This window comes from Rothia aerolata (genome assembly GCF_014635585.1).
In the GTDB taxonomy this organism is placed as follows: domain Bacteria; phylum Actinomycetota; class Actinomycetes; order Actinomycetales; family Micrococcaceae; genus Rothia; species Rothia aerolata.
Genome location: NZ_BMDC01000001.1, coordinates 1,345,613 through 1,371,116 on the forward strand (window position 1 = coordinate 1,345,613; position 25,504 = coordinate 1,371,116).

21 protein-coding genes are annotated in these 25,504 nt (G+C 59.5%); 9 read left to right on the forward strand and 12 right to left on the reverse strand.

Annotated elements, in window-relative coordinates:
- Positions 1–159: 159 nt before the first annotated feature.
- The 4 genes from IEV00_RS06035 to IEV00_RS06050 all read right to left on the reverse strand — a co-directional run bounded on the left by IEV00_RS06035 (position 160) and on the right by IEV00_RS06050 (position 5,163).
- On the reverse strand, positions 160–1,833 hold the full coding sequence (locus IEV00_RS06035) for a glycoside hydrolase family 13 protein (RefSeq protein WP_188359353.1): 1,674 nt from the start codon (positions 1,831–1,833) through the stop codon (positions 160–162).
- 200 nt (positions 1,834–2,033) lie between these two features.
- Entirely contained in the window at positions 2,034–2,753 is a 720-nt protein-coding gene (locus tag IEV00_RS06040) for a phosphatase PAP2 family protein (protein ID WP_188359354.1), read from the reverse strand.
- A gap of 49 nt (positions 2,754–2,802) precedes the next feature.
- On the reverse strand, positions 2,803–4,110 hold the full coding sequence (locus IEV00_RS06045) for a M18 family aminopeptidase (protein WP_188359355.1): 1,308 nt from the start codon (positions 4,108–4,110) through the stop codon (positions 2,803–2,805).
- A 102-nt stretch (positions 4,111–4,212) separates the two neighbouring features.
- Positions 4,213–5,163, reverse strand: a complete 951-nt coding sequence (locus tag IEV00_RS06050) for a CPBP family intramembrane glutamic endopeptidase (RefSeq protein ID WP_188359356.1) — start codon at positions 5,161–5,163, stop codon at positions 4,213–4,215.
- A gap of 252 nt (positions 5,164–5,415) precedes the next feature.
- On the opposite strand from IEV00_RS06050, the gene IEV00_RS06055 reads away from it, so the two are divergent.
- The 4 genes from IEV00_RS06055 to IEV00_RS06070 all read left to right on the forward strand — a co-directional run bounded on the left by IEV00_RS06055 (position 5,416) and on the right by IEV00_RS06070 (position 7,930).
- On the forward strand, positions 5,416–5,685 hold the full coding sequence (locus IEV00_RS06055; protein WP_188359494.1) for a hypothetical protein: 270 nt from the start codon (positions 5,416–5,418) through the stop codon (positions 5,683–5,685).
- Positions 5,606–6,343, forward strand: a complete 738-nt coding sequence (locus tag IEV00_RS06060) for a hypothetical protein (protein WP_188359357.1) — start codon at positions 5,606–5,608, stop codon at positions 6,341–6,343. Before IEV00_RS06055 ends, IEV00_RS06060 begins: the two co-directional genes overlap by 80 nt.
- 234 nt (positions 6,344–6,577) lie before the next feature.
- Complete coding sequence (locus tag IEV00_RS06065; protein WP_188359358.1) at positions 6,578–7,384, forward strand: VIT1/CCC1 transporter family protein; 807 nt, start codon at positions 6,578–6,580, stop codon at positions 7,382–7,384.
- A 156-nt stretch (positions 7,385–7,540) separates the two neighbouring features.
- Complete coding sequence (locus tag IEV00_RS06070; protein ID WP_188359359.1) at positions 7,541–7,930, forward strand: DoxX family protein; 390 nt, start codon at positions 7,541–7,543, stop codon at positions 7,928–7,930.
- Positions 7,931–8,033: 103 nt separating this feature from the next.
- On the opposite strand, the gene IEV00_RS06075 is transcribed toward IEV00_RS06070, so the two are convergent.
- The 3 genes from IEV00_RS06075 to IEV00_RS06085 are packed head-to-tail and all read right to left on the reverse strand — an operon-like array spanning position 8,034 to position 10,312.
- The gene (locus IEV00_RS06075; RefSeq protein WP_188359360.1) at positions 8,034–9,326 is read right to left on the reverse strand and encodes a glycosyltransferase 87 family protein; all 1,293 of its coding nucleotides are present in this window, start codon (positions 9,324–9,326) and stop codon (positions 8,034–8,036) included.
- 6 nt (positions 9,327–9,332) lie between these two features.
- Positions 9,333–9,779 carry a hypothetical protein gene (locus IEV00_RS06080; RefSeq protein WP_188359361.1) on the reverse strand — a complete coding sequence of 149 codons (447 nt, stop codon included), beginning with the start codon at positions 9,777–9,779 and terminating at the stop codon, positions 9,333–9,335.
- 38 nt (positions 9,780–9,817) lie between these two features.
- Positions 9,818–10,312 (reverse strand): DUF456 domain-containing protein, encoded by a 495-nt coding sequence (locus IEV00_RS06085; protein WP_188359362.1) that lies wholly within the window; start codon positions 10,310–10,312, stop codon positions 9,818–9,820.
- Between the two features lie 110 nt (positions 10,313–10,422).
- Between IEV00_RS06085 and IEV00_RS06090 the strand changes: the two genes are divergently transcribed.
- Both IEV00_RS06090 and IEV00_RS06095 read left to right on the forward strand, forming a co-directional pair.
- Positions 10,423–13,179, forward strand: a complete 2,757-nt coding sequence (locus tag IEV00_RS06090; protein ID WP_229723087.1) for a multicopper oxidase domain-containing protein — start codon at positions 10,423–10,425, stop codon at positions 13,177–13,179.
- 111 nt (positions 13,180–13,290) lie between these two features.
- On the forward strand, positions 13,291–13,938 hold the full coding sequence (locus IEV00_RS06095; protein WP_188359363.1) for a lytic transglycosylase domain-containing protein: 648 nt from the start codon (positions 13,291–13,293) through the stop codon (positions 13,936–13,938).
- Positions 13,939–13,951: 13 nt separating this feature from the next.
- Here the strand turns inward: IEV00_RS06095 and IEV00_RS06100 are convergent, their stop codons facing one another.
- From IEV00_RS06100 to IEV00_RS06120, 5 genes are all read right to left on the reverse strand, one after another.
- Complete coding sequence (locus tag IEV00_RS06100) at positions 13,952–15,181, reverse strand: NADH:flavin oxidoreductase/NADH oxidase family protein (RefSeq protein WP_188359364.1); 1,230 nt, start codon at positions 15,179–15,181, stop codon at positions 13,952–13,954.
- Between the two features lie 9 nt (positions 15,182–15,190).
- Positions 15,191–16,345 (reverse strand): cytochrome P450, encoded by a 1,155-nt coding sequence (locus IEV00_RS06105; RefSeq protein ID WP_188359365.1) that lies wholly within the window; start codon positions 16,343–16,345, stop codon positions 15,191–15,193.
- A 391-nt stretch (positions 16,346–16,736) separates the two neighbouring features.
- Positions 16,737–17,471 carry a glycerophosphoryl diester phosphodiesterase gene (locus tag IEV00_RS06110; RefSeq protein ID WP_188359366.1) on the reverse strand — a complete coding sequence of 245 codons (735 nt, stop codon included), beginning with the start codon at positions 17,469–17,471 and terminating at the stop codon, positions 16,737–16,739.
- Between the two features lie 85 nt (positions 17,472–17,556).
- Positions 17,557–19,653, reverse strand: a complete 2,097-nt coding sequence (locus IEV00_RS06115) for a prolyl oligopeptidase family serine peptidase (RefSeq protein WP_188359367.1) — start codon at positions 19,651–19,653, stop codon at positions 17,557–17,559.
- Positions 19,654–19,767: 114 nt separating this feature from the next.
- Positions 19,768–21,891 carry a glycoside hydrolase family 15 protein gene (locus tag IEV00_RS06120; RefSeq protein WP_188359368.1) on the reverse strand — a complete coding sequence of 708 codons (2,124 nt, stop codon included), beginning with the start codon at positions 21,889–21,891 and terminating at the stop codon, positions 19,768–19,770.
- 222 nt (positions 21,892–22,113) lie between these two features.
- Between IEV00_RS06120 and IEV00_RS06125 the strand changes: the two genes are divergently transcribed.
- The 3 genes from IEV00_RS06125 to IEV00_RS06135 all read left to right on the forward strand — a co-directional run bounded on the left by IEV00_RS06125 (position 22,114) and on the right by IEV00_RS06135 (position 25,092).
- Positions 22,114–22,452 (forward strand): metal-sensitive transcriptional regulator, encoded by a 339-nt coding sequence (locus IEV00_RS06125; protein ID WP_188359369.1) that lies wholly within the window; start codon positions 22,114–22,116, stop codon positions 22,450–22,452.
- A 44-nt stretch (positions 22,453–22,496) separates the two neighbouring features.
- Positions 22,497–22,712, forward strand: coding sequence for a heavy-metal-associated domain-containing protein (locus IEV00_RS06130; protein WP_188359370.1), 216 nt, complete (start codon positions 22,497–22,499; stop codon positions 22,710–22,712).
- A 97-nt stretch (positions 22,713–22,809) separates the two neighbouring features.
- Positions 22,810–25,092 (forward strand): heavy metal translocating P-type ATPase, encoded by a 2,283-nt coding sequence (locus tag IEV00_RS06135; RefSeq protein WP_229723088.1) that lies wholly within the window; start codon positions 22,810–22,812, stop codon positions 25,090–25,092.
- Positions 25,093–25,504 lie beyond the last annotated feature (412 nt).

Sequence of the window (25,504 nt, forward strand, 5' to 3'; positions counted from 1 at the left end):
CAGCGAACTAAGCTCGACAGAAAGCCCAAAGAACGTCTTTCATCCGGGGATGGGCGAGGCCAGAGAGCAGCTTAAAAGAGCATGGTGCAGAAAGGTGGTTTTCGGTTTCATATTTGAAGCCGAAAACCGCTTTTCTGCACCGGTGACAGTTAGAGCCGTCTAGCCCTGAAACCAGACCGTGGTCGAAGCGGGAAGTTCACTGATTTCCGAGGCGGTAACATCGTGGGATGAAAGCACCACCCGAGCCGAAGCAACAGCGGCGGGCAGGGCAGCGGCGTCCTGCCCAAAGTTAGTCACCGAGATCCAGCCGTTGGGACGCCGGAAAGCCAGCACGGTCTCGGAGCCAGTGTCCAGCCACTCGAGCTCCTCGCCGGTCTGTAGTCGGCGACGGGCGGCAAGGGCAGCCCGGTAAAGGTTGAGGGTGGAGTTTTCCTCGGCATCCTCGGCCTCAACAGAGTAGTCAGCAAACCATTCCGGTTGGGGAATATGTGCCCCTGCCGAGCCAAAGCCAAAGGACTCGCCGGAGCGGGCCCAGGGTAGGGGGACGCGGCAGCCGTCACGGCCCTTGTTGACCCCGGGCGAGCGGAAGAAGGTGGGATCTTGTCGGTCTTCATCGGCTATATCGGCCACCTCGTGCAGACCCAGCTCCTCCCCCTGGTAGAGGTAAGCCGAGCCGGGCAGCGCCAGCTCAAAGAGGGTTGCCGCACGAGCCCGCGCCGCACCCAGCTCACGGTCGAGATCAGCCTCAGCGCCGCCGTCCAGAATCCATTGACGGGCCACCTGCTCATTGCTCTCGCCCTCAGCAAAGGGCAGGCCGTAGCGGCTGGCATGGCGCACCACGTCGTGGTTAGACAGCACCCAGGTGCTCGACGAGCCCGACCGCGCAGAAAGCTGCAGGTTTCTGGTAACAATCTCGCGGAATTCACCGGCATCGAAGCGGGCAGAGAGCAGGTCAAAGTTGAAGGCTTGACCCAACTCCTCGGGAGAGGCATAGGGAGGACGACGGTCGGCCTCCACCCAGGCTTCGGCAACTGCGGTGCGGGGCGGGGTATACTCGTTGAAGACCTCGCGCCATTCCTTATAGATTTCGTGCACCTCGTCGCGGTCCCAGATGGGGTGGGTGCCGTCCTTGGGCATTGCCTGCAGCTCTTCTTCGGAGGGGAGGTCTCCCCACATATCGCCCTTGGCATTGCCGTGGGCAACATCAATGCGGAAACCGTCTACCCCGCGGTCAGACCAAAAGCGGAAGGTCTTCTTGAAATCCTCGTGCACCTCGGGGTTGCGCCAGTTGAGGTCGGGCTGCTCGGGGGCGAAAATGTGCAGATACCACTGGCCGTCTTCCACCTGTTCCCAGGCGGGGCCGCCGAAGATAGAAACCCAATCGCTGGGCGGTTCCTCTCCGTTTTCGCCCTGACCATCGCGGAAAATGTAACGGTCACGCTCAGGGGAACCGGGGCCTGCCGCCAGGGCAGCCTTGAACCATTCGTGCTGGTTCGATGAGTGGTTGGGAACAATATCGACCACCAGTTTAATGCCGGCCTCGTGCAGGGCCGCAGACATCTCATCAAAGTCAGCCAGGCTGCCAATCTTGGGATCAACATCGCGGTAGTTATCTACGTCGTAGCCACCATCTGCCAGCTGGGAGGGGTAGAAAGGCGAAAGCCAGACCGCATCTACGCCCAGCTCTTTGAGGTAGGGAACCTTAGAGGTGATACCCCTGAGATCTCCGATGCCGTTGCCGTCGAGATCAGCATAGGAGCGGGGATAAATCTGGTAGACCACCGCCTGGCGCCACCAGTCGGGGTCGATACCGAGAGGGGTGTGTTCAGCCACGGAATTCTCCTTTGAACGAGCTGCTTCTATCGCTTAAAACGGTATAAAAATGACACCCCGCCCACCAGGCATATGCCCTGCTGCGGAGTGCCAGAATCTGGAACTTTAACCGGCGGCCACTTCTCCCTGGGGTTAGTGACGTTTCCCTGTAGGAAATCGACAGGGAAACGTCACTAACCCCAGGGAAAACCCGAGGCCACCTACTTTCTCTGCATAATCTGCGGGAAGACCGCATAGACCAGGCAGGTCACGGTGGTGCCCAGGGTCAGGCCAGCCAGAATGTCGGTGCCCCAGTGTACGCCCACGTAGAGACGGGAGCAGGCCACGGCAATAGCCAGCAGGGCCAGCAGAATACCCACAATCAAGCGGGCACGACGGGAGAGTACCGCGTGCATTGCCAAATACACCGAGACCACCAGGGCGGCAATACCGGTCGAGTGCCCCGAGGGAAAAGAAAACGAGGTTTCCTCCACCAGCCGGTCAATCAGCGGCGGGCGCGAGCGATCCAGCACGTTCTTGACCACCACCATAGCGGCAGGCGCCAAAATCATAGACAGCGAGATGGTCAGCGCCGGCCACCAAGATTTACGCCAGATACCAATGGCAATGATTGCCACCAGCGAGTAGACGATGTCGGGCAGGGTGTTGAAAGACTGGGTGAAGAAGGCAACCACCGGGTCCATCCACCCCGCCCGGTTCGAAACGAAGAAATCCCAGATTGCTTGATCCACCGGGTTTCTGGGGTTTCGCACGTTCACCAGCATCAGTGCGATAAAAAGAATAAAGCCAAAGCTGGAGAGGGTCAGCAAGCGCACCCGGTGGAGCTGGGTTTTCAGCGCCCGCCGAGCCTGCGCTTCGTTCATTGAGTCAACCCGCTCGGCGGTGTCGCTGGCCAGCAGAGCTGCAACCTGAGATGCCATAGAAAATAGCCGTTCGTAAGGAGAAACTAAATCCCCTTAGTATATCCAGCTAGAGGGTAAAGAAGCCCTCAATTGCCCGAGCCAGATAGGCCATATCATCAACGTGGCACATTTCCCTCACCGAGTGCATGGACAGCAGACCCACACCCACATCGATGGTGCGCATACCCAGCCGGGTGGCGGTCAGCGGCCCAATGGTGGATCCACAGGGTACGTTGTTGTTGGATACGAACTCCTGGTAGGGCACTCCCGCCCGGTCGCAGGCTAGGGCAAAAATACCGGCCCCCACCGAGTCGGTAGCGTAGCGCTGGTTGGCGTTGATTTTCAACAGAGGTCCCGCTCCGGCTTCAGGTCGGTTGGCAACATCGTGGTGGCCCGCGTAGTTGGGGTGCACCAGGTGCCCGGCGTCAGAGGAAAGGCAGACAGAAGAAGCGAGAGACCGGCGGTATTCCTCAGCGCTCTCGCCCCGGGCGGTTGAGATACGAACCAGAACATCCTCGAGGAAGGGCCCGCAGGCTCCCGAGCGAGACTGAGATCCGAGTTCTTCGTGGTCAAAGGCCGCCAGCATCACGGTCTGCTCGAGTTGCTGCCCCGAGGCCGCCAGCCGCTGTAGCGCCGTCATACCGGCGTGAACAGAGGAGAGGTTATCGAGTCGCCCCGAGGCGAAGAATTCCTCCTGGGCGCCGAAGGTGCGCGGCGGCTGGGTGTCGGCAAAGAGCAGGTCGTAACCCACAATGTCGGCGGCGTTGATCTGCTCAGCGGTTCCGTGTTCGGCAACATAGCCGAGCACGTCTGCCTCCACCGTGCTCGCGCCCCAGACGGGGTAGAGGTTGTTCTGTCGGTCGAGTTTCAGGCCGTCATTGGCCGAGCGGTCGAGGTGGATAGCCAGCTGCGGAATACGAGCGAGGGGGCCGGTGGAGACGAGGACGTCGCGCAGTTGGCTTCCCAAGCGAACGGTCAGTCGGCCCGCCAGGCGTAGCTCTCGGTCGAGCCAGGAATTCAAGAGGGCACCGCCGTAGACTTCAACGCCCACCTGATTCCAACCAAAGTTTTTCAGAGATGATTTGGGCTTGACCTTGAAGCTGGGTGAGTCGGTGTGGGCGCCCAGCACGCGGTAGCCGCTGCCTGCTCCACCGCTGCCGGAAATCCAGGCGATAACAGCGCCGTCCCGCACCACAAAGTGCTTGCCGTCGGCCACCTCGGAGCCCCAGGGCTCATCTTCTTTGAGCTCAGTGAAACCGGTTGCCGCAAGACGCTCGGCAACGCTGTGGGCAGCGTGGTAGCTGGTGGGTGAAGCCTCTACGAAGCGGGCCAGGTCTTCAATGTTTTCACGGGGGTCAAGTGCTTGGTTGGTCATGCCCCCAGTTTAACCGCCGCGAGGGGTCACATATCATTCAATTTTCACCCCAAAATAAGGGATTTTTGAACGATATGTGACCCCTCGCGGGAGAGGATGAAGCTAGCGCACCTCCACCCGATAGGTATGGGTTCGGGAGACTCCCACCTTGCGGGCGGCAAACATAACCACCAGCACCAGTAGAACTTCAGCGCCCACGGCCCAGACGAAATCCACCCAGGTAGTGCCGCCCTGGGCGAAGGGGTCGGCCATACCCAGCACACCCAAAATCATCAGGTAGAGGTTATTGACCACGTGCATGGCGATACCCGCTTCAAGTCCGCCGGTATACCAGACCATGAAACCGGCGGCTAAGCCCATGACCAGAATCGAAGCCTGCCCCCAGAAGTCATATGCGTGCCCGAGCATAAACAGGGGTGCGGGTAAAATAATCGCCCAGGCCGGGTGCTTGAGCCAGCGGCCCACTGTCTGCATGAGGTAGCCGCGGAAGACCAGCTCCTCGGCATAGCACTGGAAGGGCACCACCAGAAGAACCAGGCCCAGCATCAACAGAAGCCGGTTGCCGTGGGCGTGGGGTTCGGGAGCCAGTTCCCCGCCCGCTAGTAGCTCAATAGTGACCGGAACAATCACGTAAAAGACAAGGGAAATCGCCACACACAGGGCAAGCCAGCTCCACCGAATCCGACCCAGCACCGAGTGAATCAGCCCCCAGGGCTTGGGCCCCATGCAAATACGGGCAATCAGCAGGCAGGGCCACATGATAACAATCGAGAGGAACACCATCAGAAAGTCTGCCGGGTACTCCACAGCCCTGTTCTGAAGATCCTGCAGGGCAAAGTCCATCTCGTTGGCTGAGCCGGAACTCTGGAAGAGATAGACCATGTAGGGAATGGCCACCAGGATTGAGAGCACCACAAAAATTGGCCCGCCAATCAGCGCCTCAATCAGGGGCTTCCACCAGCGGTGTTTCGGGTCGGCAAAGCCGAGTCGATGATAGGCCAGCTCGCGGGGTTCGGTGGGTACCTGCGCCCACATGCCGTAGGGGGAATACACCGGGGGATTCCCGCCCTGATAAGGGGGTATAGCGGGAGCTTGTTGGGCTATAGGTGGTACAGGGGGCACACCCTGCCTAGCCCAGGGAATTTCCCGCCTATCCAAAGGTTCGTGTGGCTGCCGATTCTCAGTCATGTATCCAGCCTACGCGAGAGCCCCTGTAACCACTCGTTACATGCAGTAAAACTGGGTAAATTCTGTGTATGGTATTGACCGAATATCGTTTCTACCTATCCCGTGAAAGTGAATCTCATGGCTCTGCGTTTTCATGTTCCGCCCAACTGGCCTACCCCTCCCGAAGGGTGGGCTCCCGAGCCGGGCTGGCAGCCCGACCCCGCCTGGGGTCCCGCCCCCGAGGGCTGGAAGTTCTGGGTAGAAGACGACGAGACCGGGCAGGACGCCGCCGCAGAAGAAGAACTTTTTCACCACGACAGCCGGTATTTTGACCATTATCGGTGCGATTCTGCTGGCTCTGATTCTGGCGCTGGTGCTGATTCTCGCGGTTGCTTTCAAGTCAGATGATTCTTCTGAAGCGAGCGACACGAGCTCCTCTTCGAGCAGGGGCGGTGCCGCAATTGCGCTGAGCGAGGGCTCGGGCAACTACAAGGAATACTCCGGTAGCGGCGACGACGTGATTGAAATCGAGCAGCCCGCCGGCAGCCAAGAGGGCTGGGTGGAATACGGCTTCGAGAGCACCCGCGACACCTACAACTCCTTCTCTATCTCGGGCCTGGATTCTGCCGGTGAGAACACAGGCGACAGCGCGAGCGTCAGCCTGGATGAGGGAAGCGAAGACCAGGGTTCCTTCTGGCTCAATGTTTCAGGTAGCGATCGAAAGACCGAAGAGTTTGAGATTACCGCCAGCGGCGACTGGACCATTCGCGTTCACCCCGCCGCTGATGCCCCGGTCTACACCAGCGACGACACCATCACCGGCAACACGGGCGAGGCATTTGTTGTCAAGGGTTCCACCACCAAGGCCCACATCAAGTACAACGCCCCCGATGACATCGGAAACTACTCGCTGCGCACCTACGACCCCGAGCTGGAGATGATGACCATCGACATGATGGGCGAATCCCCCTACGACGGCACCGGTAGCGTGCGGGTCAGCGACGGCGGAACCCCCATGTACTTTGACACCATGTTTGCCGGTGAGTGGGAAGTCACCTTCAAATAATTTTTTAGCGTACAGGGCCCGAATTTTTACCTCTGAGATAAGACTGGAGAGCTAAAAATTCGGGCCTTTTGCCTGCGTTTTAGGCTATCTTCCTTGATTTTTCGCGGGTTTCAGGGGTAGCTGATACCCCGGTATGCCAGTGCTAACTTACCCGGATTTTAGGCTGGCGCCCCGGCCCAGCAAGCAAGCGCAAACTCCCTAGATTCTGCGGTTTTATAGGGGTTTACTTGAAGCATGACAGCTTCAGTTGAACCTTCGCTTAGCCCCCTGAGTCGCACCACCGAGGGCGAGAACCTTCTGGCCCGGGTCTCCCACGAGAACCCCGTTTTCGATTTTCACGGGGACGAGCCGCACGCCAACTCTGACTACCAGGAGAAGCTCAACCGCCTGCGCGCCGCGGTGCTGGGCGCTAATGACGGCATTGTTTCGGTGGCAGCCACCGTGGTGGGTGTTGCCGGTGCTACCACCTCCACCAGCGCTATCGGCATTGCAGCCGCCGCTGCTGTGGTGGGCGGTTCTATTTCTATGGCGCTGGGCGAGTTCGTTTCTGTCTCTTCTCAGGTTGATAGCCAGCACGCGCTGATTGAGAAGGAACGCCACGAGCTGGCAACCGACCCCGACTCAGAGCTGGCCGAGCTGGCGGGCCTATTAACCCAGCGCGGTCTGAGCAAGCACACCGCCCTGCAGGCGGCGCGCGAGCTGACCGCCAAAGATGCACTGGGCTCCCACCTGGACTTCGAGCTGGGTATTGACGCCGAAGATATTCCCTCTCCCTGGACGGCGGCCCTCGCCTCGGCCGGCGCCTTCTTGCTGGGTGCGCTGCTGCCCACGTTGCTGATTCTGTTGCTGCCTGTTTCCATTCGTATTCCCGCAACCTTCATTGGAGTGCTGGTGGCTCTTGCTATTACCGGTGCCCTGGGTGCTAAGTGGGGTGGCTCGCCCCGCTACGTGCGGGCGGCAATCCGCGTGGTGGTTGGTGGCGGTTTGGCGCTGGCAGCTACCTACCTAATCGGTATGCTGCTGGGCACCGCGATTGCCTAGTTCTCCCTGTTTGAGAAAGGCTACAGATTCTAGACAACGTGACACATTACGCACATTGCTTTACGTGTAAAACTTTCACTTTTGTTAGGCTAAAGCGGTAAAGTTAAATTCGTTGCTAGAGCAACCTATAGACGATTACCCTACAAAAGGAACACAATGAACATCGCAAAAGTCCTAGGACGCGCACTCATGGCCCCCATTATGATTGAGGGCGGCCTCAACCAGATCAAGAGCGCAGAATACATTGGTGGCGCTGTAGAGAACACCGCTTCTAAGTACGGTGTAGCTGGCCAGCTTCCCGCTGACGGCAAGACCATCTCTAAGATTGCTGGCACCAGCATGGTTGCCTCCGGTATTGCCCTGGGTCTGGGCATTCTGCCCCAGCCCGCAGCAACCGTTCTGGCCGGTCAGATGGTTGTTACCACCCTGGTTGGCCACGCTTTCTGGGAGCACGAAGGCGATGAGCGCAACACCCACAAGCTGCAGGCTTACAAAAACCTGGCTATCGCAGGTGGCCTGCTCTACGCCGCTTCCACCAAGAAGTAAGGCGCGCTAGCCCAAGTTTTAAAGGACGCCGCCCCTCCCCTTTCGTAGGTTCGAAAAGGTGAGGGGCGGCGTCCTTTCGCATCTATCCGCGCCACCAGCTAGCCTAGCGGGCCAGCTGCTTGCGGTATCTCACGCCCGCGTAAATCCACATCAGCACCACCGCAAAGAGGCAGATGATTGGTAGCGCAGAGACAAAGAGAGGTAGCGGGGTGACGTCGTCCAGCTCCTGGTCTGAGCCGTAGAGAGCTATAGCAATCCACAGCGGGGAGATGTAGAGGCCCACCATCGCAACCCAGGTGAGAACCTGCGCCGTCCTGCGCGCGGCGCGCGAGAGCAGGGAGAAGAAGGCGGGGAAGGCATCCAGCCACAGGGCAGCCGCCATGAGCGGTAGCCAGGTGTTGTGGTGAGACCAGCTGATAGGGCTCATCGACAGCATCAAAAAGGCGTTCAGCGCAATCTGAGAGATGAGCATACCGCGCTTTTCCAGCAGGGGAAGCAGGGCGGCAACTCCCACCAGAAGCAGCAGAATCAGGCCGTAGTGCAGTATCGAGAGCAGGGCACCTTCACCAAGACCCAGGTGCATGAGCCAGCCCTGAATCGAGATGTTATCGGCGTAGTTGATGTTGCCCACGCGGGAGGGGTCAGAGACCGCCGAGGTCCAGAACTCCACGGATTCGCGGGGCAACAGGGCAAAGCCAATCGCCAGGGTTGCAGCGAAGGAGAGACCCAGGGTGATAACCCCCTTGATGTCCTTGCGCATAAGCAGAATCAGGCCAAAGGCTAGCGGGGTGAGCTTAATACCGCCGGCAATACCGATAAAGAGACCGCGGGGAACCCTGGTTGCCGGGCGCACCAGGTCCCAGAGCACCAACAGCATAATCAGCGGATTGACCTGCACCAGACCCAGCCCGCGGCGCCAGGGGCCCGAGAGCAGAATAATCGCCGCTAGCAGGGCAATGGTGCCTGTGCGACCAAAGGTGTCTTGAAAGGGAATCTTGCGGCCGCGCTGGTTCGCGTAGTCGTAGATCCAGGTAGCCAGCCACCAGGAGATGCCGAAAGCCAGCAGCATCATGATGGTAATACCCGCCCACTTGGGCATGAAAGCAAAGGGTACAAAGAGCAGGGCGGCAAAGGTGGGGTAGGTGAAGGGCAGGGAGAAGTCGGGGCCCAGGCGCATCAGGTCGATAACGTAGAGCTCCTTGGTGAAGCCCTCGTTATCAAAGACGGTCATAGCACCGGAGCGGTAGACGGTAAAGTCGAGTCCTCCCAGGGTGAGCGAGTACCAGAGGTTGCCCGCGCAGACCAGCGCAAAGATGAGATAGGCGATGACGGCGGCGGTAGAGTGGGCGCGCCGGGGCTCGTCCTGGGCCGCGCGGGAGGAGACTGCTGGGTTCATGGGCTTCTACTTGGTTTCGTTCTTATCGGTTGACTTCACGCTGGCTACCAGGTTGGAACCGCGGTTGCGGCGCTGCTCGCGCTTGGAGACCTTGCGGGGCTTTTCGCTGGGGGTCTTCTTGGGTAGGGCGGCAATGCGCAGACCCAGCTCAATCACCAGCAGCAGAAAGGCCGTGTAGTAGATAAAGACCTGGGGGTAGAGCCAGAAGATGCTGGCAACGGTACCGGCGAGAGTGGCAACCAGCAGAATAACGCCCAGGCCCAGCAAAACGATGTGGGCGTTAGAGAAACGAGAGCCGGTCTCGGGGTTGCGGAAGACCAGGTAGAAGGCCATCAGAGCAAACAGAATGGGAAAGAAGATCTGGCCGGAAACCACCATGGAGTCGCCGGTCCACTTATACATTCCCAGCGCCTGAATAATCGCGGTGGCCACAAGAATTACGGAAGTAGGCAAAGCTTTCACGCTGGCTAGTTTACCGGTTATCGCCCTACTTATCCGGTCACAAAATAGGTGATGACGGCGATGGTAAAGACTGTTCCCGCCAGCAAAGCACAGGTAAACTCCACCACGATTCCCAGGCCCATCGATTTCAGGGCTGCCAGGGTTGCGGGCAGGGCCTCCAGAAGGCCCCGGCGGCGTAGTGCCTCGCTAGCGTAGAGTCCCAGAGCAAAGCCCACAAAGAGGCCCACCACCGGAATAAGGAACATACCGATGACGGCGCCCACGGCGGCAAAAAGTGTAGACCGATTGGGTATGCGTTCGCGTTTCAGGGTGCGGCCCGTCAAAACCAACTGCGCCACCATACCCACCAGCACCAGGGCACCCGCTAGAGCCAGCGTCGTCCAGCCCTCGGGGCCGCGAATCACCAGGGACCACAGCACCACACCGGCGAGTACCGCCAGCGATCCGGGCAGAATGGGGTAGATAATGCCCACGGCTCCCACACCGATGAGCAGGGCAGAGATGAGAGTGATGATGATATCCATTGGTCTACATCTTACGACCTAGCTGTGACGAACCGTCTATAAGGAGCGCCGCATCTACCGCCTATAATTGCATAAAACGTACCAATTAATGCCCAGCAGCGGAGAAACCCTTGAGCAATCTGAATCTGAGTTCCCCCGGCTCGAACCTCAGCGATAAAGAAATCAGGGCAAAAGCCAGCGGACGAGCCAGCTGGCACCGCAAAGCGTCTAAGCCGGTCAGCATCTGGATGATGGTGCTCTTTGTGACCCTCTTTATTCACCGCTGGATTCCCGATGCCATTTGGCTCATGGTTCATATGGTCACCCTGGGCCTGATTACCAACTCGATTTTTGTCTGGGGCCAGCACTTTACCGAGGCCCTGCTCAAGCACCGCCTACCCGATGAAACCCGCAAGTGGCAGGTGCTGCGCATCTATCTGCTCAATGCCTCCATTGTGGTGCTGATGGTGGGTGTTCTCTTCAATATCTATCCGGTGACCGTTCTTGGCTCTCTCGGGGTGGGGCTTATGGCCGCCTGGCACGGGCTCTTTCTGCTCAAGCAGCTGCGCCAGGCACTTCCGGCCCGTTTTGACACCACCGTGCGCTTTTACATTACCGCCGCCTGGCTTCTGCCGGTGGGTGCCACCTTTGGTGCAATTCTCGCCAACGATTCGCTGACCGCCCGCTGGCATGCCCGTCTCTTGGTGGGCCACGAAGCGGTTAACATGATGGGCTTTGTGGGAATTACCGTGGTGGGAACCCTACTGACCCTCTGGCCCACCATGCTGCGCACCAAAATCCACGATTCAGCTTTGAAAACCTCTGTATATTCCCTCTTAGGAATGTGCCTGGGCATTGCCGTAACCGTGGCCGGTGCCCTGGCAGGTATCAACGCCCTCGCCGGGGCAGGTATGGTGCTCTACCTGCTGGGGCTGCTCAGCGTAGGGCTACTCATGGTTCGCACCGCGGCCAAAAAACCGCCCCGCGAATACCCCACCCTCTCGGTGGCAGCTGGCTTTTGCTGGCTCATCATCGGGGTGGCGGTCAACGCCGTGATGGTCTTTACCACCGACTTTGAAAACCTCAACCTGCGCGCTACCACCCCCATTTTGGTGGGCGGTTTTCTGCTCCAGGTGCTCCTGGGCGCTATGAGCTATCTGCTACCGGTGGGCATGGGCGGGGGCCCGGCCGCCGTACGCGCCGCCAATAAAGAATTCAACCGCTTCTCCTTCGGCAGGGTAGCTATCATCAATATCTGCCTGGTTTTCTTCGCCCTGCCCGCCTCAATCACCGGCTCCTGGGTTCGCACCACCACCTCCCTGCTGGGAGCTATGACCCTGGCTGCATTTATCCCGCTCATGATGCGCGGGGTCAAGAAGTCCATTGCCGCCCGCAAAGAGATGATTGCCGCCCGCGCTCGGGGCGAGAAGCCACCCCACCGCACCCCCGAGCAGGTAGCGCCCGAAAAACCCCGGGCCCGCCGCGAACTACTCATCGGCGGATCAGCCGCGCTGGCGGCAGTTGCCGTGGGCTTTGCAGCCGACCCCGCGGCGTCCAGACTCTTCCGCCTCGGCTCCGGCGCACAGACCACCGGCGGCACCGGCCAAACCACCCGTGTGCGCGTCGAAGCCAACGCAAACATGCGCTTTGTGCCCGATACCGTTGAGGTGCCGGCAGGCAACCGGCTGGTTCTTGAGGTCTATAATTCCGATGACACCAACGTGCACGACCTCGCCCTGGAGTCGGGTGTGGAGACCGGCCGCATTGACCCCGGCGCCACCAAAGAGCTCGACGCCGGCGTGATTACCGGCGACCTAGAGGGCTGGTGCACCATCGTCGGCCACCGCGCCATGGGCATGACTTTCAACGTGGTGGCTAGCGGAGCACAGGACGACGCCGCGGCGGCCGCTACCCACGATCACGGCTCATCCGGGGCGCAGAAGCTCCTTCCCAGTAGCGAGATAGATTTAGCGGCTGACCCCGGCCAAGATTTTGAGACCCGCTCGGCTGTTTTGGAGCCCGTGCCCGAGGGAGAACTTGAAGAGGGCCGTACCGTTCACCGGCTCACCCTGGACGTCTCAGAGATCACCGAAGAAATTGCCCCCGGCTACTCCCTGAAGGCATGGACCTTTGGCGGCCGCTACATGGGCCCCGTTCTGCACGGCAACCTGGGCGATATTTTTGAAATCACCCTGGTCAATCACGCCCAGATGGGCCACTCGATTGATTTCCACGCGGGCATGGTCTCCCCCGATGAGAACATGCGCACCATCGCCCCCGGCGAGCGCCTGGTCTACCGCTTTGAGGCAAGAGGTTCGGGTGTGTGGCTCTACCACTGCTCTACCGCCCCCATGTCTACCCATATCGCTGCGGGTATGTTTGGGGCGGTGATTATCGCGCCGTCGTCCCTGAATAAGGTGGACCGCGAGTATGTGCTGGTGCAGAACGAGACTTACCTTCAGCTCACCGGTGATCGGGCAGAGAACGGCAACAAGCTGGTGGAGGTTCTACCCGAGGCGGTGGACGCGGGCGTTGCCAGCCTGACCATGTGGAACGGCCACGCCAACCAGTATGTTTCTGCCCCGCTACAGGCCCGCACGGGTGAGCGCGTGCGCCTGTGGGTGCTAGCGGCGGGACCTTCTAAGGGCTGTTCCTTTCACGTGGTGGGCTCGCAGTTTGACACCGTCTATAAGGAGGGCGGCTACCTTCTGCGCAACGGCCGCGATGCTTTTGGAACAGAGGGCGGCCATGCCCAGGCCCTGGATCTTGCCTCGGCGCAGGGCGGCTTTGTGGAGATGGAATTCCTAGAGCCGGGCACCTATACCTTTGTGAACCATTCCTTTGCGGAGATGGAGCGCGGTGCTAGAGGACTGATAGAAGTCTCTTAGCGCCGAGCGGTGGTTTTAGGCTTAAATTGCCGGTTTTTAAGCCTAAAATTCAACTTTCGCGCAGTACATCACACGGTATCAAGCATGCTGAGTAAGTTAGGCTTATAGGCGATGAGCAAAGAGAAAACTTCACCTCAGCGCCGCAACCCTGCCCTCCGCGTGGGGGCCGGGCTTCTGGCCCACTGGCAGGTTGTAGCCTCCGGTGTGCTACTAGCCGGGGGCGTTACCGGGCTTGCCGCCACCTATGAGGACTACTGCGGTATGACCGATCTGACCTACGCCCCCGCTGAAGTGCGGGATGCTATTGAGGACGCCGCTGCTGAGTCGGGCTTTCGCCCCGGAGTAATTGCCGCCCAGCTTGAGACCGAGAGCCACTGGCGCACCGGGGTATCGTCCCATGCCGGGGCTCAGGGGCTGGCCCAGTTCACCCCCGAGACCTGGGAAATCTGGGGTCGGGGCGGAGACATTGTTGACCCCCACGATTCGATAGAGGCACAGGGCCGCTACCTTGCCTATCTGAAAGATCGTCTGCAACCCTATGCCGAGAATGAGCAGGAGCTCATGCAGGTGACCCTAGCCGGCTACAACGCAGGCCCCGGCGCCGTTGAAGAATTCAAGGGTGTGCCACCCTACGGCGAGACCCAGAACTACGTGAAGAAGATTAGCGAACTTTCAACCACCAAGTACAAGACCACCTGCGACCCCGACCCCAGGTTCTCCTACGAGGAGCTCAGCTACCCGATAAGGCCTGACAACTAACCTAGTCGCGGAATTAGGCTCTGCGTCTCTTCAAAGCCGCCGGGCCGTGCGTGACCACAGCATGCAGTATCACCCGCGCGGCGGCGTCCTTGGTATAACGGGGCAGGTGCCCCTTAGCCAGGCGCGCCATCTGTAGCTCGTACCAGATAATACCCAGCATAGAACCGGCGGAGTCATCAATTTTCTGCACCCCGGTTTTAATGCGGGGCAGCTTAATCGGCTGTAGCTTACCAGCAAAGACCTTCAGGGGCAGGTCAGGGTCTAGCACCAGCGGCCGGGCTATGCCCACCAGGTCTGAGACACTCGCTGAGACCGCCTCAACCATTGACTCAGCGGTGCGGAAACCACCAGTCAGGGCCACCGGGGTATCCACCAGCTCGGAAAGGCGCAGGGCAAAGTCAGCAAAGATTGCCTTGCCCGGCTCGCCGTTATAACCGCCCTCGCCCTGCATGGTGGGCGCGGCGTAGGTTCCGCCGGAGACCTCAATGACGTCGACGCCCAGCTCGCTCAGGCGCTGGGCAGTGTTCAGGGAGTCGGCTACCGAGAAGCCGCCCAGGGCGCCATCGGAGGAGTTGAGCTTGACCGAAATCGGGAAATCCTGGCCCAGCGCGGCCCGCATACCCTCATAAATTTCAAGCAGAAAACGCTGGCGGTTTTCCAGGCTACCGCCGTAACTGTCTTGCCTCTGGTTGTGCAGGGGTGAGAGAAACTGGTTAATCAGGTAGCCGTGGGCGGCATGAATCTGAACACCGGTGAAGCCGGCCTTTTTGGCAATGACGGCGGCGGTGATAAAACGTGCCTGAACCTCGCGAATATCGCTTTCGGTCATGGCGCGGGGAGTCGCAAAGAGCTTGCCGAGATCGCCGTCAAAGGCAAGGGCGCTGGGGGCTATCGGCTCTTGGTTGATACTCTTGGGGCTCTGCTTGCCGGGGTGATTGAGCTGCATCCACAGCTGGGTGCCGTTTCGGCTTCCCGCAGCAGCCCACTTTTTGAGTATAGCGAGATCCCGCTCGTCCTCAATCACCACGTTGCCCGGCTCGCCCAGGTGGTTACGGTCAACCATCACGTTGCCGGTCACCAAGACCCCGGAGCCACCGGCTGCCCAGCGGTGGTAGAGACTCACATGGGCCTGGGTGGGAGCATATGTTTTGCTCCCCAGCCCCTCGTGCATAGCTGACTTGAAAAAGCGGTTCTTTACCGTAACGCCACAGGGCAGGCGCAACGGTTTCTTCAGAATAGTCATGGGTCTAGCCTAGCGAATAACCGCCTTGACCGAGGAGTAGCCCGCCACGGGGAACTGGGCGTTCTCGGTGGAGCGAACCTTAATGGATGAGGTGCCCGCCAGCAGTTCCTCCACCAGAATGCGCAGCTCCAAACGAGCCAGGGGAGCACCGGGGCACACGTGAATACCCGCGCCGTAGGTCAGATTATTTTTCTGCGAGCGCTCGGGCTTGTAGGTATGGGCGTCTTCAAAAGCGTCTTCATCGCGGTTAGCGCTGGTCCAGTTAATGGTTACCGGGCAGCCCGCCGGAATAGTGCGACCACCCACCTCAACCTCCTGGGTAGTTACACGGCGGTTGGTCACCAGCGGATCCTGCAGGCGCAGGATTTCCTCTACCGCATGGCCGATGTATTCGGGGGCTTTCCGCAGACGGTCAGCTTCTTCGGGATTCTCACCGAAGAAGTTTACAATCACGCCCACAATGGCCGAGATAGTGGAAAGCTCGCCCACAGTCCAGTTACGAATTAGCGAGACGATCTCTTCGTCGGTCATGGTCCTTGCCTCGGCGCCGTCCAGCTTCACGGTGTCGTGCAGCAGCTCGGCAGTAACGTCCTGATCAGCGGGAGCCTCGCGGCGGGCATCCAGCAGCTCGCGAATGTAACCGTCGAATTCCAGGGCGATTTTGCCCATCTCTTCGCGGTCGCGTTTCAGGGTAGCGAGGCGGTTTTTCTCCATCCAGTCCAGCAGGGGCTTCTCCACCGAGTCGGGCCAGCCCATGAAAGCGTTGGTCACGCGCATGGCGTAGAGCTTGGCGAAGTCCTCCATAATCTCAACCTCTTCACCGCGCGGCAGTTCTTCCACCAGCTGGCGCACCACCCGGCGGATTTTGGGCTCAAATTCCGCCAGGCGCTCATCGGTGAAGTACTTATCATTAATCGCGCGGAAGGGGGTGTGCTCGGGTCGGTCCATTCCATTGGGGACGGCGATGTGGCGGGTTGATACCGCGTTGGAGAAAATCTCGGGGTGGGCCAGGGCGAACTGAATGTCCTCATTCTTGAAGAGGGAGTAGCCCATGTACTCGTCATGGGCTACCGGGCACTTTGCGCGCATCTCATCGTAGGCTGCAATTTGGTCTGCCTGAACCTCTGGGGAGCGGGAATTCCAGTCGTAGTCTTGGGTGGTCATGGGTCAGCCTTTCCGTGCAGGGTATCCAGTATTTTTAATACCAGTTATTTTGAACCTACCACTTTGGCGGGAACCGCAAAAGCACCGCTCCTAAACCCGAGACCCCCTTTAAACACCTCAACCCCGGCGACCAGCCCGGGGTTGAGGAAGTTTCACAGTGTCAGCAGGTTCCCACGAGGAATCAGAAAGAGGTGTTTTTCACGGTTAAAACCCTCCCACACATCGTTTTACCTTTCAAGTAAATCTATACCACATGAGCTGAGTCATAGAAACTAACAAGGGAAGCCTCACTAGGTGAAACTCCCCTTATAAAATCTCAAACTGCTTTCGAAAGAAAGTTTTTTACAGAAGATACCAGGCTAAAATCTAGCCAAATCTCAGGCTTAGAAGTCTAGCTGTGCTCCAGCTCGCGGAAGGCGTGGGCATAGTCGGAAATCACGCCGTCTACACCCCAGTTTTTAAGCTGGCTAGCCCGCTCACCCTCGTTGACGGTCCACACGTTGATAGCAAAACCAGCGTCCTTAACCTTTTTTACGTGGTTCTCGGTGAGCCCCCTGCTCTCAAGATGAATGGTCTCGGCGCCGATGAGTTCCAACACCGAGCGCCAGTCAGCGCCCATCATCTCCTTAGTCATCAGAGCAGCCACCCGGTACTGGGGTGCCAGACGCTTGAGCTCTGCCAGAATCAGGTGGTTGAAGGAGCTAATGATGACCTCGCGCTCGGGCCTGAGGGCCTCAAGTTCCCTGAGAACTCCGCTCATGAGTTCGCGGGTTCGGGCCGCTCCCTGCTCATTGGATTTAATCTCGATGTTGGCATTGAGCCCTGTCTGATTCATCAGCTGGATTAGCTCAGCCAGGGTGGGAACCCGCTCCCCCGCCATCTCGGTACTAAACCAGGCGCCGGCGTCAATATAATCTAGGTCGGCAGCGGTGAGATTGTAGATGGAACCGCTAGCGTTGGTGGTTCGTTCAAGGTGGGAGTCGTGGATTACCACCACGGTGCCGTCACCCAGAATATTCACGTCTGTCTCAATCCAGTTCACCCCGTGGTCGGTGCAGGCCCTAAAGGCGGCCAGGGTGTTTTCGGGGAAGATTGAGGAGAGTCCGCGGTGGGCAAAAAGTTTCATGGAAAGATTTTGACACCGCGAGAGGCCACTTTTATACCGCTTTTTGCTTAAAAACAGGTTAAAAGTGGCCTCTCGCTAGGCATGCCTAGGGCAGAATCGCGTTGTCCAGGTAGGTGAAGATCATGGCGAACATGTGAGCCCGCTGTTTGACGTCGGCGGCGCCCGCGTGGCCACCCTCGGAGTTCTCGAAGTAGTGTACGGGCTTACCCAAATCTTCGAGCAGGGCCATGAACTTGCGGGCGTGGCCGGGGTGCACCCGGTCGTCACGGGTAGAGGTGGTCAGCAACATGGTGGGGTGAATATCCGCGGGATTCACGTTGTGGTAGGCAGAAAACTCCCTAAGAAAATCCCAGTCTTCAGTATCGGGATCCCCGTATTCTGCCACCCAGGAAGCCCCCGCCAACAGGTGCGAGTAGCGCTTCATATCCAGCAGGGGCACCTGGCAGACAATGGCACCGAAGAGGTGCGGGTAGCGGGTGTACATATTCCCCATCAGCAATCCGCCGTTAGAACTACCCTTGGCAGCAAGCTGGGGAACGGTGGTAATGCCGGCAGAAACTAAATCCCGGGCAATTGCCGCAAAGTCCTGGTAGGCCTTGATTCTGTTCTCCCGCAGGGCTGCCTGATGCCAAGCGGGGCCAAACTCACCACCGCCGCGAATATTACCCACGGCGTATACATAGCCCTTTTCAAGCAGACCCTTGCCAATGAGCCCGTTGTAGGCGGGGGTCTGCGAAACTTCAAAACCCCCGTAGCTGGTCAGGAGTGTAGGAGCCGGCTCCTTACCGTCCAGGGCGGCGGGAGCACCCACCACAAAGTAGGGAACCCGGGTGGCGTCGTCCGAGGTTACCCAGCGCTGGCGCACCTGAAGCCCCGAGGCATCAAACCGCGCCGGAGCCGACCGCAGCTTCCGCACCCTAAAGTTCTCGGCGGTGAAGGCGGTATCGCCCTCAAAGCTACCGCGGTAGAGGGTTGAGGGGGTCAGGAACCCGCTGACGATCAGGTTCACCCCGTTGCGGGACTCAGGGTTAACCGGCTGCACGCGGATGTTATTGAAGTCGCCAATGTCAGGCTGAATATCGCGCACCACCCAGCTGTCGGCAGCGTCCTCGGCGAAAAAGAGGCGGGTGCGCACATTGTCGAGCACCGTGAAGTAGATGCCGTTTTTCACGCCCGAGTAGCTGAGTAAGGACGTCGCGGGGGTGGGTTCGTAGATGACCTGCACGCGGGCGGCGACCGGGGTGGTTTTGGCATCGGTATAGGGCAATACCAGCAGGGAACCCGCCTTAAAAACGGTGCCCTCGATGGTCCAGTCTTCGCGTAGGAGCACCGTCATCCAGTCGCGTACCGCACCGCTGGAAGCAGACTGGGGCACCTGCAGGCGGGTAAGCTCATAGGTTTGGCGGTTCATGTCATAGAGCTCGAAGTTGCGGAAGTTGATGGCCCGGTAGACCATGGTTTTTTCGAAGCCGGGCAGGTTGAAGTTATGGCCCGAGACCGCCATGTCGCTCTCTTGACCCTCGAGTAGCAGGGAGGCTTCTTCGATTGCCTGGCCGCGTTTCCACAGTCGAACAGTGCGGGGGTAGCCCGCTCGGGTGACCTCGTTTTCAAAGCTGTGGGAGAGCAGAACGGTGTCGCGGTTGAGCCAGCGCATATCGCCCTTGCTCAGTGGCTTCACAAAACCGTCGGGAACAAACTCCTTGGTGGCTAGGTCAAACTCTCTAATCACGTTGGTGTCTGAGCCGCCGGGCTTGAGGGTAACCAAGGCGCGGTCATAACCGTCGCGGCATATTTTCATGCCACCGTAGACCCAGGGCTGCCCCTCGGCCTTGCCCAGCTCGGCGATGTCGAGCAGAACCTCCCACTCGGGCTCGGTTTCGGGGCTCACATAGGCGTCATAGTCATGCTTGTGGGTGCGCCGCCACAGGCCTCGCGGGTGGTCGCCGTCTGCATAAAAGGCGTAAACATAGTCGCCGCGGCGGGTGCCCAGCACCAGCTTGTCTTTGGAGGACATGATTTCGTCGGCTTCCCGCAGGTGCCGCTCAAACCGCTTACCCGAGAAAATACTCAGGGATTCTTCGCTTCGCTCGGCCGCCCAGGCGGCAGTCTCATCGTTGAGGTCTTCGAGCCAGAGGTAGGGGTCATGCTCTGCGGTGGGCATCGCTACGGGAGTTTCAGGCATACTCCCAAGCCTAGTAGCCAGCTCGCAGAAGTGGAAGCCAAGCCGAATGGTGGATTTTAGGCTTAAAATCGCTAGATTTAAGCCTAAAATCCACCATTCGGCGGCGCAACAGGCTTAGATTCCCAGCGCCTCCACCACGCGAATCAGCGCAATATGAGCCAGCGAGTGCGGGAAATTACCGGTCATGCGGTTTGAGTCAAAGTCATACTCGGAGCTCATCAGTCCCAGATCATTAGCCGCCTCAAGCACGGTGTCGAGCAGGCGGCGTCCTTCGGCTTCCCTGCCCGAGCGAATGTACTGCTCCGCCAGCCATAGCGAGGCGGCAAAATGCGGCGGGTCCTGGTCCTCAAACCCATCAAAACCGTTGCGGTTGATATAGCGGCGAATCATGCCCGAGGGGTGCTGAAGCTGCTTCTCAATCTGCTCCACGGTACCCAGCATGCGCGGATCATCCCAGGAGACAAAGCCCACCTGAGCCAGCTGAAGCAGGGAGACATCCACGGTAAAACCATCGTAGGTCTGCACAAAAGAGTTCAGCTCGGCGTTATAGCCGCGGGTCAGAATCTCGCGCGCTACGGTATCGCGACACTCAGACCAAAGTACTGCGTCACCGGCCATACCGTGCTCCTCAACCGCAGAAACACCGGCGTTAAAGGCCGCCCAGAGCATCACCTGCGAGTGGGTAAAGACCGCCGGATCCCCCATAATCTCCCAGATAGACCGGTCTGGCTGGCCAATACGGTCAGCCGCCGCGTTGAGCAGAGCCTTCTGCAGGGGCCAGGAAAGGTGGTCTTCCCCCACCCCGTTATCGCGCAGGTTGGCAAAGGTCACCAGCACCTGACCCAGAGCATCGCCCTGGAAAGAGTCGTCAGAGCCGTTACCCGAGCGCACCGGCTGCGAGCCCTCATAGCCGGGCAGGTTCAGACGACGGTCAAGGTCATCCTTCTCCCCCGCCACGCCGTAGACCGCGTGGGGCCTTCGCGGATTGTTCGCCAGGGCCCGCAGAATCCAGTTGCGCAGCTGCGCGGTTTCGCGCTCGTGACCGTGCACCAGGGTCACATCCATTGCCATGGCAACATCGCGCAGCCAGGCAAAGCGGTAGTCCCAGTTGCGCCGACCGCCGATAGTCTCGGGCAGTGAGGTGGTAATCGCCCCCACCAGACCACCGGTTTCCCGGGAAATCAGCGCGCGCAGAACCAGCAGCGAGCGCAACCGGGCCTCCCGGTAGGTGTCATCGCTCTGGGTCTGAATCTCCTCGGGGGTGCTGGGCACAATGGGCTGCACCGAGGTCTGCACCAGCTCGTGGTAGGTCTCCGAGTCAATTTCCAGCGCCTGGGTGTTGGAGTTCTCGATTTCGGGTACGCCCGCCGCGGCGTCGTCCTGCGAGCGGAGGTTCTGCTGGCTGGACGCCGCTACCCCGCCCACGCCCGCATCGGCAGGGAGCGTACGCACCGCGGAAATCTCGGTTTCAGCAGGGTCATTTCCAGTCGGGGTCTGCCCGGTTTCTGCCTCGGGCTCCTGGGCGCTTTCTTCGGGCAGCTCGTTGACGTAGAGGCCCGACCACTCGCTCCACTGATCCAGCGCGTAGGTTAGCGAGGTGGCATAGTCAATCGGCGCCGGAGGATTGTGGTTAGAGGCAAAGTAACTCAGTGAGAACACAAAGTTCTGCCCGGCAGAGACGGTGAAAGTATCGGTGTGGTTGCCGTACTGGCCCTCGGGCATGGGCGAGCCGCGGAAAACCAGGGCGTGGGGGCCGGCCATGCCCACCAGCATAGATTGGTCTTCATCGGGCTGGCCGGTAGCCGGATCGATGGGGCCCTCATAGCGGGTTGCCCAGGGTGTTGTCTTGCCGTTATCAAAGCGCAGGTTGAGCTCCTGCAGCATGGTGACCTCGCCGGTCAGACCCTCAACGTTGCGCACAATCGAGGTGCCTCCGGCAAGCGGCATGAAGTCGGTAATGCGCACGCTGGCATCGCCCACGTGCCACACGGTCTGTAGCACAAAGGTGTTCTCGCGGTAGGAGCGCTCGGTACGGACTTCTTCTACCGGAGAGGGATTGACCGACTCCAGGGGCGCCAGCAGCCAGCGGCCGTCCTCACGATCGCCCAGCAGAGCGGTAAAAACCGCGCCCGAATCAAACCGGGGAGCGCAGAACCAGTCAATTGAGCCAGCCCGGGAAACCAGCGCACCGGTGTTCATGTCTGAGAGAAGGGCGTAATCCTCGATAAAAGAAGCCATGCCTTAACACTATCGCATGCTTAGTTTTAGGCTGAGAAGCTGGGGCGGTGGCTTGGCGGGAGATTTGCCCGGGCCGCGCCTGACCGGCAAGTGGCCCCGTGCCCGGCCATTTGGCCGCTACGGGGACCACTTGCCGGTCAACATCATTGGGTACCGCCATACCCGTCGTCACGCGCCGTCACACCCCTTGCCATATACCCCCTGGGGGTATAACGTGGAAGTATGAACACGGCAGAAGTCCACGAGAACCAGGCCCCTCAGCCGCCCCACGGTTACTCCTCCAACAAAGATGCCTACCTCAAGCGCCTGCGCCGTATTGAAGGGCAGGTGCGCGGAATCCAGCGCATGGTCGAAGAAGACCAGTACTGCATCGATATTCTGACCCAGGTTTCCGCCATTAATAAGGCCCTGCACGCGGTATCCATCGGCCTGCTTGAGGAGCACATTAGCCACTGCGTGGTGGGGGCGGCCCAGGAGTCAGAGGAAACCGGAGACCCCGCCATTCTTCAGCGCAAGGTGCAGGAGGCCACAGCCGCCATCTCGCGCCTGATGAAGAGCTAGAGACTTTCCCGGACTACCGGGAGTAAGAAAAAGGAGAGAAAACAATGTCTGCAACCGTTATCAAAGCCACCGGCCTCACCTGCAACCACTGCGCTATGAGCGTCTCGGAGGAACTGCAGGAAATCGAGAACGTCAAGGACGTCAATGTTGAAGTCGTCGCCGGCGGCGAATCCACCGTGACTATCGACCACGAGGGCGAGCTGGACGACGCCGCGGTAGAGGCCGCCGTCAAAGAAGCCGGTTACGAGCTGGTCAAGTAGCCTCCCTCCCGCCGAGTGGCCATTTTTAGACTGATTTTTCACAAAAATCAGTCTAAAAATGGCCGCTCGACCCCGCAGCTCATAACAAGGAGCAATCATGAGCACCAATACCACCGAACGCACAGAAGACCTCTTTGACAGCAAGGAGCGCATTGTCAATCTTGAGATTGGCGGCATGACCTGCGCTTCCTGCGTGCGAAGAGTTGAGAAGAAGCTGGGCAAGCTCGAGGGAGTGAGCGCTTCGGTAAACCTGCCCCTGGAATCGGCGCGGGTAGTGGCGCCCGAGGGTATCAGCGATGAAAAGCTGATTGAAACCGTAGAGGGTGCCGGTTATACCGCCAGGCTGAAGTCAGATGATGCGCAAGAGGCCGAAGAAGATGAGGGCCTGCGCTCTCTCGCCTCTTTTAAGAAGCGCATTATTGTTGCCGCTGTCTTTGCGGTTCCGGTTTTTCTGATTTCCATGTTCTCGGTCTTCCAGTTTCCGCACTGGGGCTGGGTAGTCTTGGCTCTCTCAATTCCGGTGGCAACCTATGCAGCCTGGCCCTTCCATAAGTCAGCATGGGTGAATATCAAACACGCCAGCTTCACCATGGACACCCTGATTTCCCTGGGTATCGTCGCCAGCTTCCTCTTCTCCCTGGTGCAGCTGCTAGCCGACCCCGCCATGACCGCCCACGCCGGTCATGCAGACAGCGCCCATGCCGGTATGGGCATGGATCACCTGCTCTACTTTGACTCCGCCACCATGGTGGCCCTCTTTCTGCTGATTGGTCGCTACGTTGAGCACCGCACCCAGCGGAAGTCCTCTGAGGCCCTGCGAAAGCTCCTTGACCTCGGTGCCAAAACGGCAACCGTGCTCCAGAAGGGCAGGGAAATTCAGATTCCGGTGAAAGACCTTCTGCCCGGCGACGAGTTCATCGTCAAGCCCGGTGAGAAGATTGCCACCGACGGTGAGATTATCTCGGGCCATTCTGCCGTAGATACCTCTCTGCTCACCGGTGAGTCCGTGCCGGTAGAGGTTAACCCCGGCGATACCGTTATCGGAGCCACCATCAACACCTCCGGCTCCCTGACCGTGCGAGCCACCCGGGTGGGTAGCGAAACCACCCTGGCTCAGATGGGCCGCATGGTGGCTGAGGCCCAGTCCACCAAGGCTCCGATTGCCCGCCTGGCCGACCGCATTTCTGCGGTCTTTGTGCCGGTGGTGATTGCTATTGCGGTGCTGGTTTTGGTGGGCTGGCTGGTCTTCACCGGCGACGTCAACGCCGCTTTCATCGCCTCTGTCTCGGTTTTGGTGATTGCCTGCCCCTGTGCTCTGGGTCTGGCGACCCCCACCGCCCTGTTAGCGGGCACCTCACGCGGCTCTAAGCTGGGCATTCTCATCAAATCGGCCCAGGTTCTTGAGGACACCCGGCACGTGAACACCATCGTTATGGATAAAACCGGCACTGTCACCGCTGGCCAGTTGCGGGTGGTCGATACGCTGGCCTTCGAGACCTTCTCCCCCGGCGCCGTCCTCACCGCTGCCGCCGCCGTCGAGTCCCGCTCCGAGCACCCCATTGCCGCAGCAATCGCCGCTGCCGGGCGCGCCCAGGGTAGCCTGCCCGCCGTCACGAATTTCGTCTCTGCCGCCGGCGGGGGCGTGAGGGGCGAGATTCAGGACGACGCCGCCGCGGTGCCCAACGCCCGCCCGGTGCACGTGGGGCAGGAATCCTATCTGAAGTCCGAAGGAATCCAGCTGACCGGCTCCCAGCGCGAGGCCCTGCGCCAGCAGCAAGAGCGCGGACTGACCACCATTATCGTGGCCATTGACCGCCAGCCGGCAGGGCTGATCTGCCTACAGGATACTCCCAAGCCAGAGGCTCGAAAGGCCATTGCCGAACTCAAGGAGCTGGGTCTGAAACCGGTGCTACTGACCGGTGACGCCGCCCCGGTGGCACGCGCCGTAGCTCAGCAGGTGGGCATCGACCCCGCCGATGTTTTCGCCGGAGTCAGCCCCGAAGACAAGGTCTCTCAGATTGAGAAACTACAGGCCAACCAACAGGGCGTGGCTATGGTCGGAGACGGTGTGAATGACGCCGCTGCCCTGGCCCGGGCTGATTTGGGCATAGCGATGGGCTCGGGCACCGATGTTGCTATGGAGGCCGCAGATATGACCATCATGCGCTCAGACCTGCACTCCATTCCCACCGCAATCAGACTCTCGCGGGCAACACTAAAGCTCATTAAGTCCAACCTTTTCTGGGCTTTTGGCTACAACGTGGTGGCAATTCCGATTGCCGCCGCAGGCCTGCTCAACCCCATGATTGCCGGTGCGGCTATGGCTTTTAGCTCCGTCTTTGTGGTGCTCAATTCGCTGCGTTTGGGAAGTTTTAAATAATTTTTAGAAAAACCGTGACACTTCTGGTGAGAGGGTCGTCTTATTGATGACGGCGCCCCCGGACGCTTCGACCAATTACCTCTTGGAGGTGCCGTCATCTAAAAACTTTCCCGCCGTGGGGGCGAGCAACGACCAGAGCTCGCGGAACCACCACCGGCGGGCTACATAGAGATTTCCCTGGGCGCATATGTAATCCAGAGCTTGTGCTATATCTCTTTGTCCCCTTAAAAGATAGAACAAAAGCTCCTATCCCCATAATTTCCCCTAATACACATGTGCTCAGTGGGTTTTGGTGTGTTCCTGTTCACCGAGATAGTCGCTGCGCTGTATCCTTATCTATTGCTGGAAAGTCGGCTCGGTGCTGGCTACACGAGCATCTTTCTAGCTTCACCGCCCTCAAAGCTCACGAACT

Coding starts and splice junctions, on each gene's coding strand:
- IEV00_RS06040 (WP_188359354.1), bottom strand. CDS start 2,753: ATGGCATCTCAGGTTGCAGCTCTGCTGGCCAGCGACACCGCCGAGCGG.
- IEV00_RS06045 (WP_188359355.1), bottom strand. CDS start 4,110: ATGACCAACCAAGCACTTGACCCCCGTGAAAACATTGAAGACCTGGCC.
- IEV00_RS06055 (WP_188359494.1), top strand. CDS start 5,416: ATGGCTCTGCGTTTTCATGTTCCGCCCAACTGGCCTACCCCTCCCGAA.
- IEV00_RS06065 (WP_188359358.1), top strand. CDS start 6,578: ATGACAGCTTCAGTTGAACCTTCGCTTAGCCCCCTGAGTCGCACCACC.
- IEV00_RS06070 (WP_188359359.1), top strand. CDS start 7,541: ATGAACATCGCAAAAGTCCTAGGACGCGCACTCATGGCCCCCATTATG.
- IEV00_RS06075 (WP_188359360.1), bottom strand. CDS start 9,326: ATGAACCCAGCAGTCTCCTCCCGCGCGGCCCAGGACGAGCCCCGGCGC.
- IEV00_RS06085 (WP_188359362.1), bottom strand. CDS start 10,312: ATGGATATCATCATCACTCTCATCTCTGCCCTGCTCATCGGTGTGGGA.
- IEV00_RS06095 (WP_188359363.1), top strand. CDS start 13,291: ATGAGCAAAGAGAAAACTTCACCTCAGCGCCGCAACCCTGCCCTCCGC.
- IEV00_RS06100 (WP_188359364.1), bottom strand. CDS start 15,181: ATGACTATTCTGAAGAAACCGTTGCGCCTGCCCTGTGGCGTTACGGTA.
- IEV00_RS06105 (WP_188359365.1), bottom strand. CDS start 16,345: ATGACCACCCAAGACTACGACTGGAATTCCCGCTCCCCAGAGGTTCAG.
- IEV00_RS06110 (WP_188359366.1), bottom strand. CDS start 17,471: ATGAAACTTTTTGCCCACCGCGGACTCTCCTCAATCTTCCCCGAAAAC.
- IEV00_RS06115 (WP_188359367.1), bottom strand. CDS start 19,653: ATGCCTGAAACTCCCGTAGCGATGCCCACCGCAGAGCATGACCCCTAC.
- IEV00_RS06120 (WP_188359368.1), bottom strand. CDS start 21,891: ATGGCTTCTTTTATCGAGGATTACGCCCTTCTCTCAGACATGAACACC.
- IEV00_RS06125 (WP_188359369.1), top strand. CDS start 22,114: ATGAACACGGCAGAAGTCCACGAGAACCAGGCCCCTCAGCCGCCCCAC.
- IEV00_RS06130 (WP_188359370.1), top strand. CDS start 22,497: ATGTCTGCAACCGTTATCAAAGCCACCGGCCTCACCTGCAACCACTGC.
- IEV00_RS06135 (WP_229723088.1), top strand. CDS start 22,810: ATGAGCACCAATACCACCGAACGCACAGAAGACCTCTTTGACAGCAAG.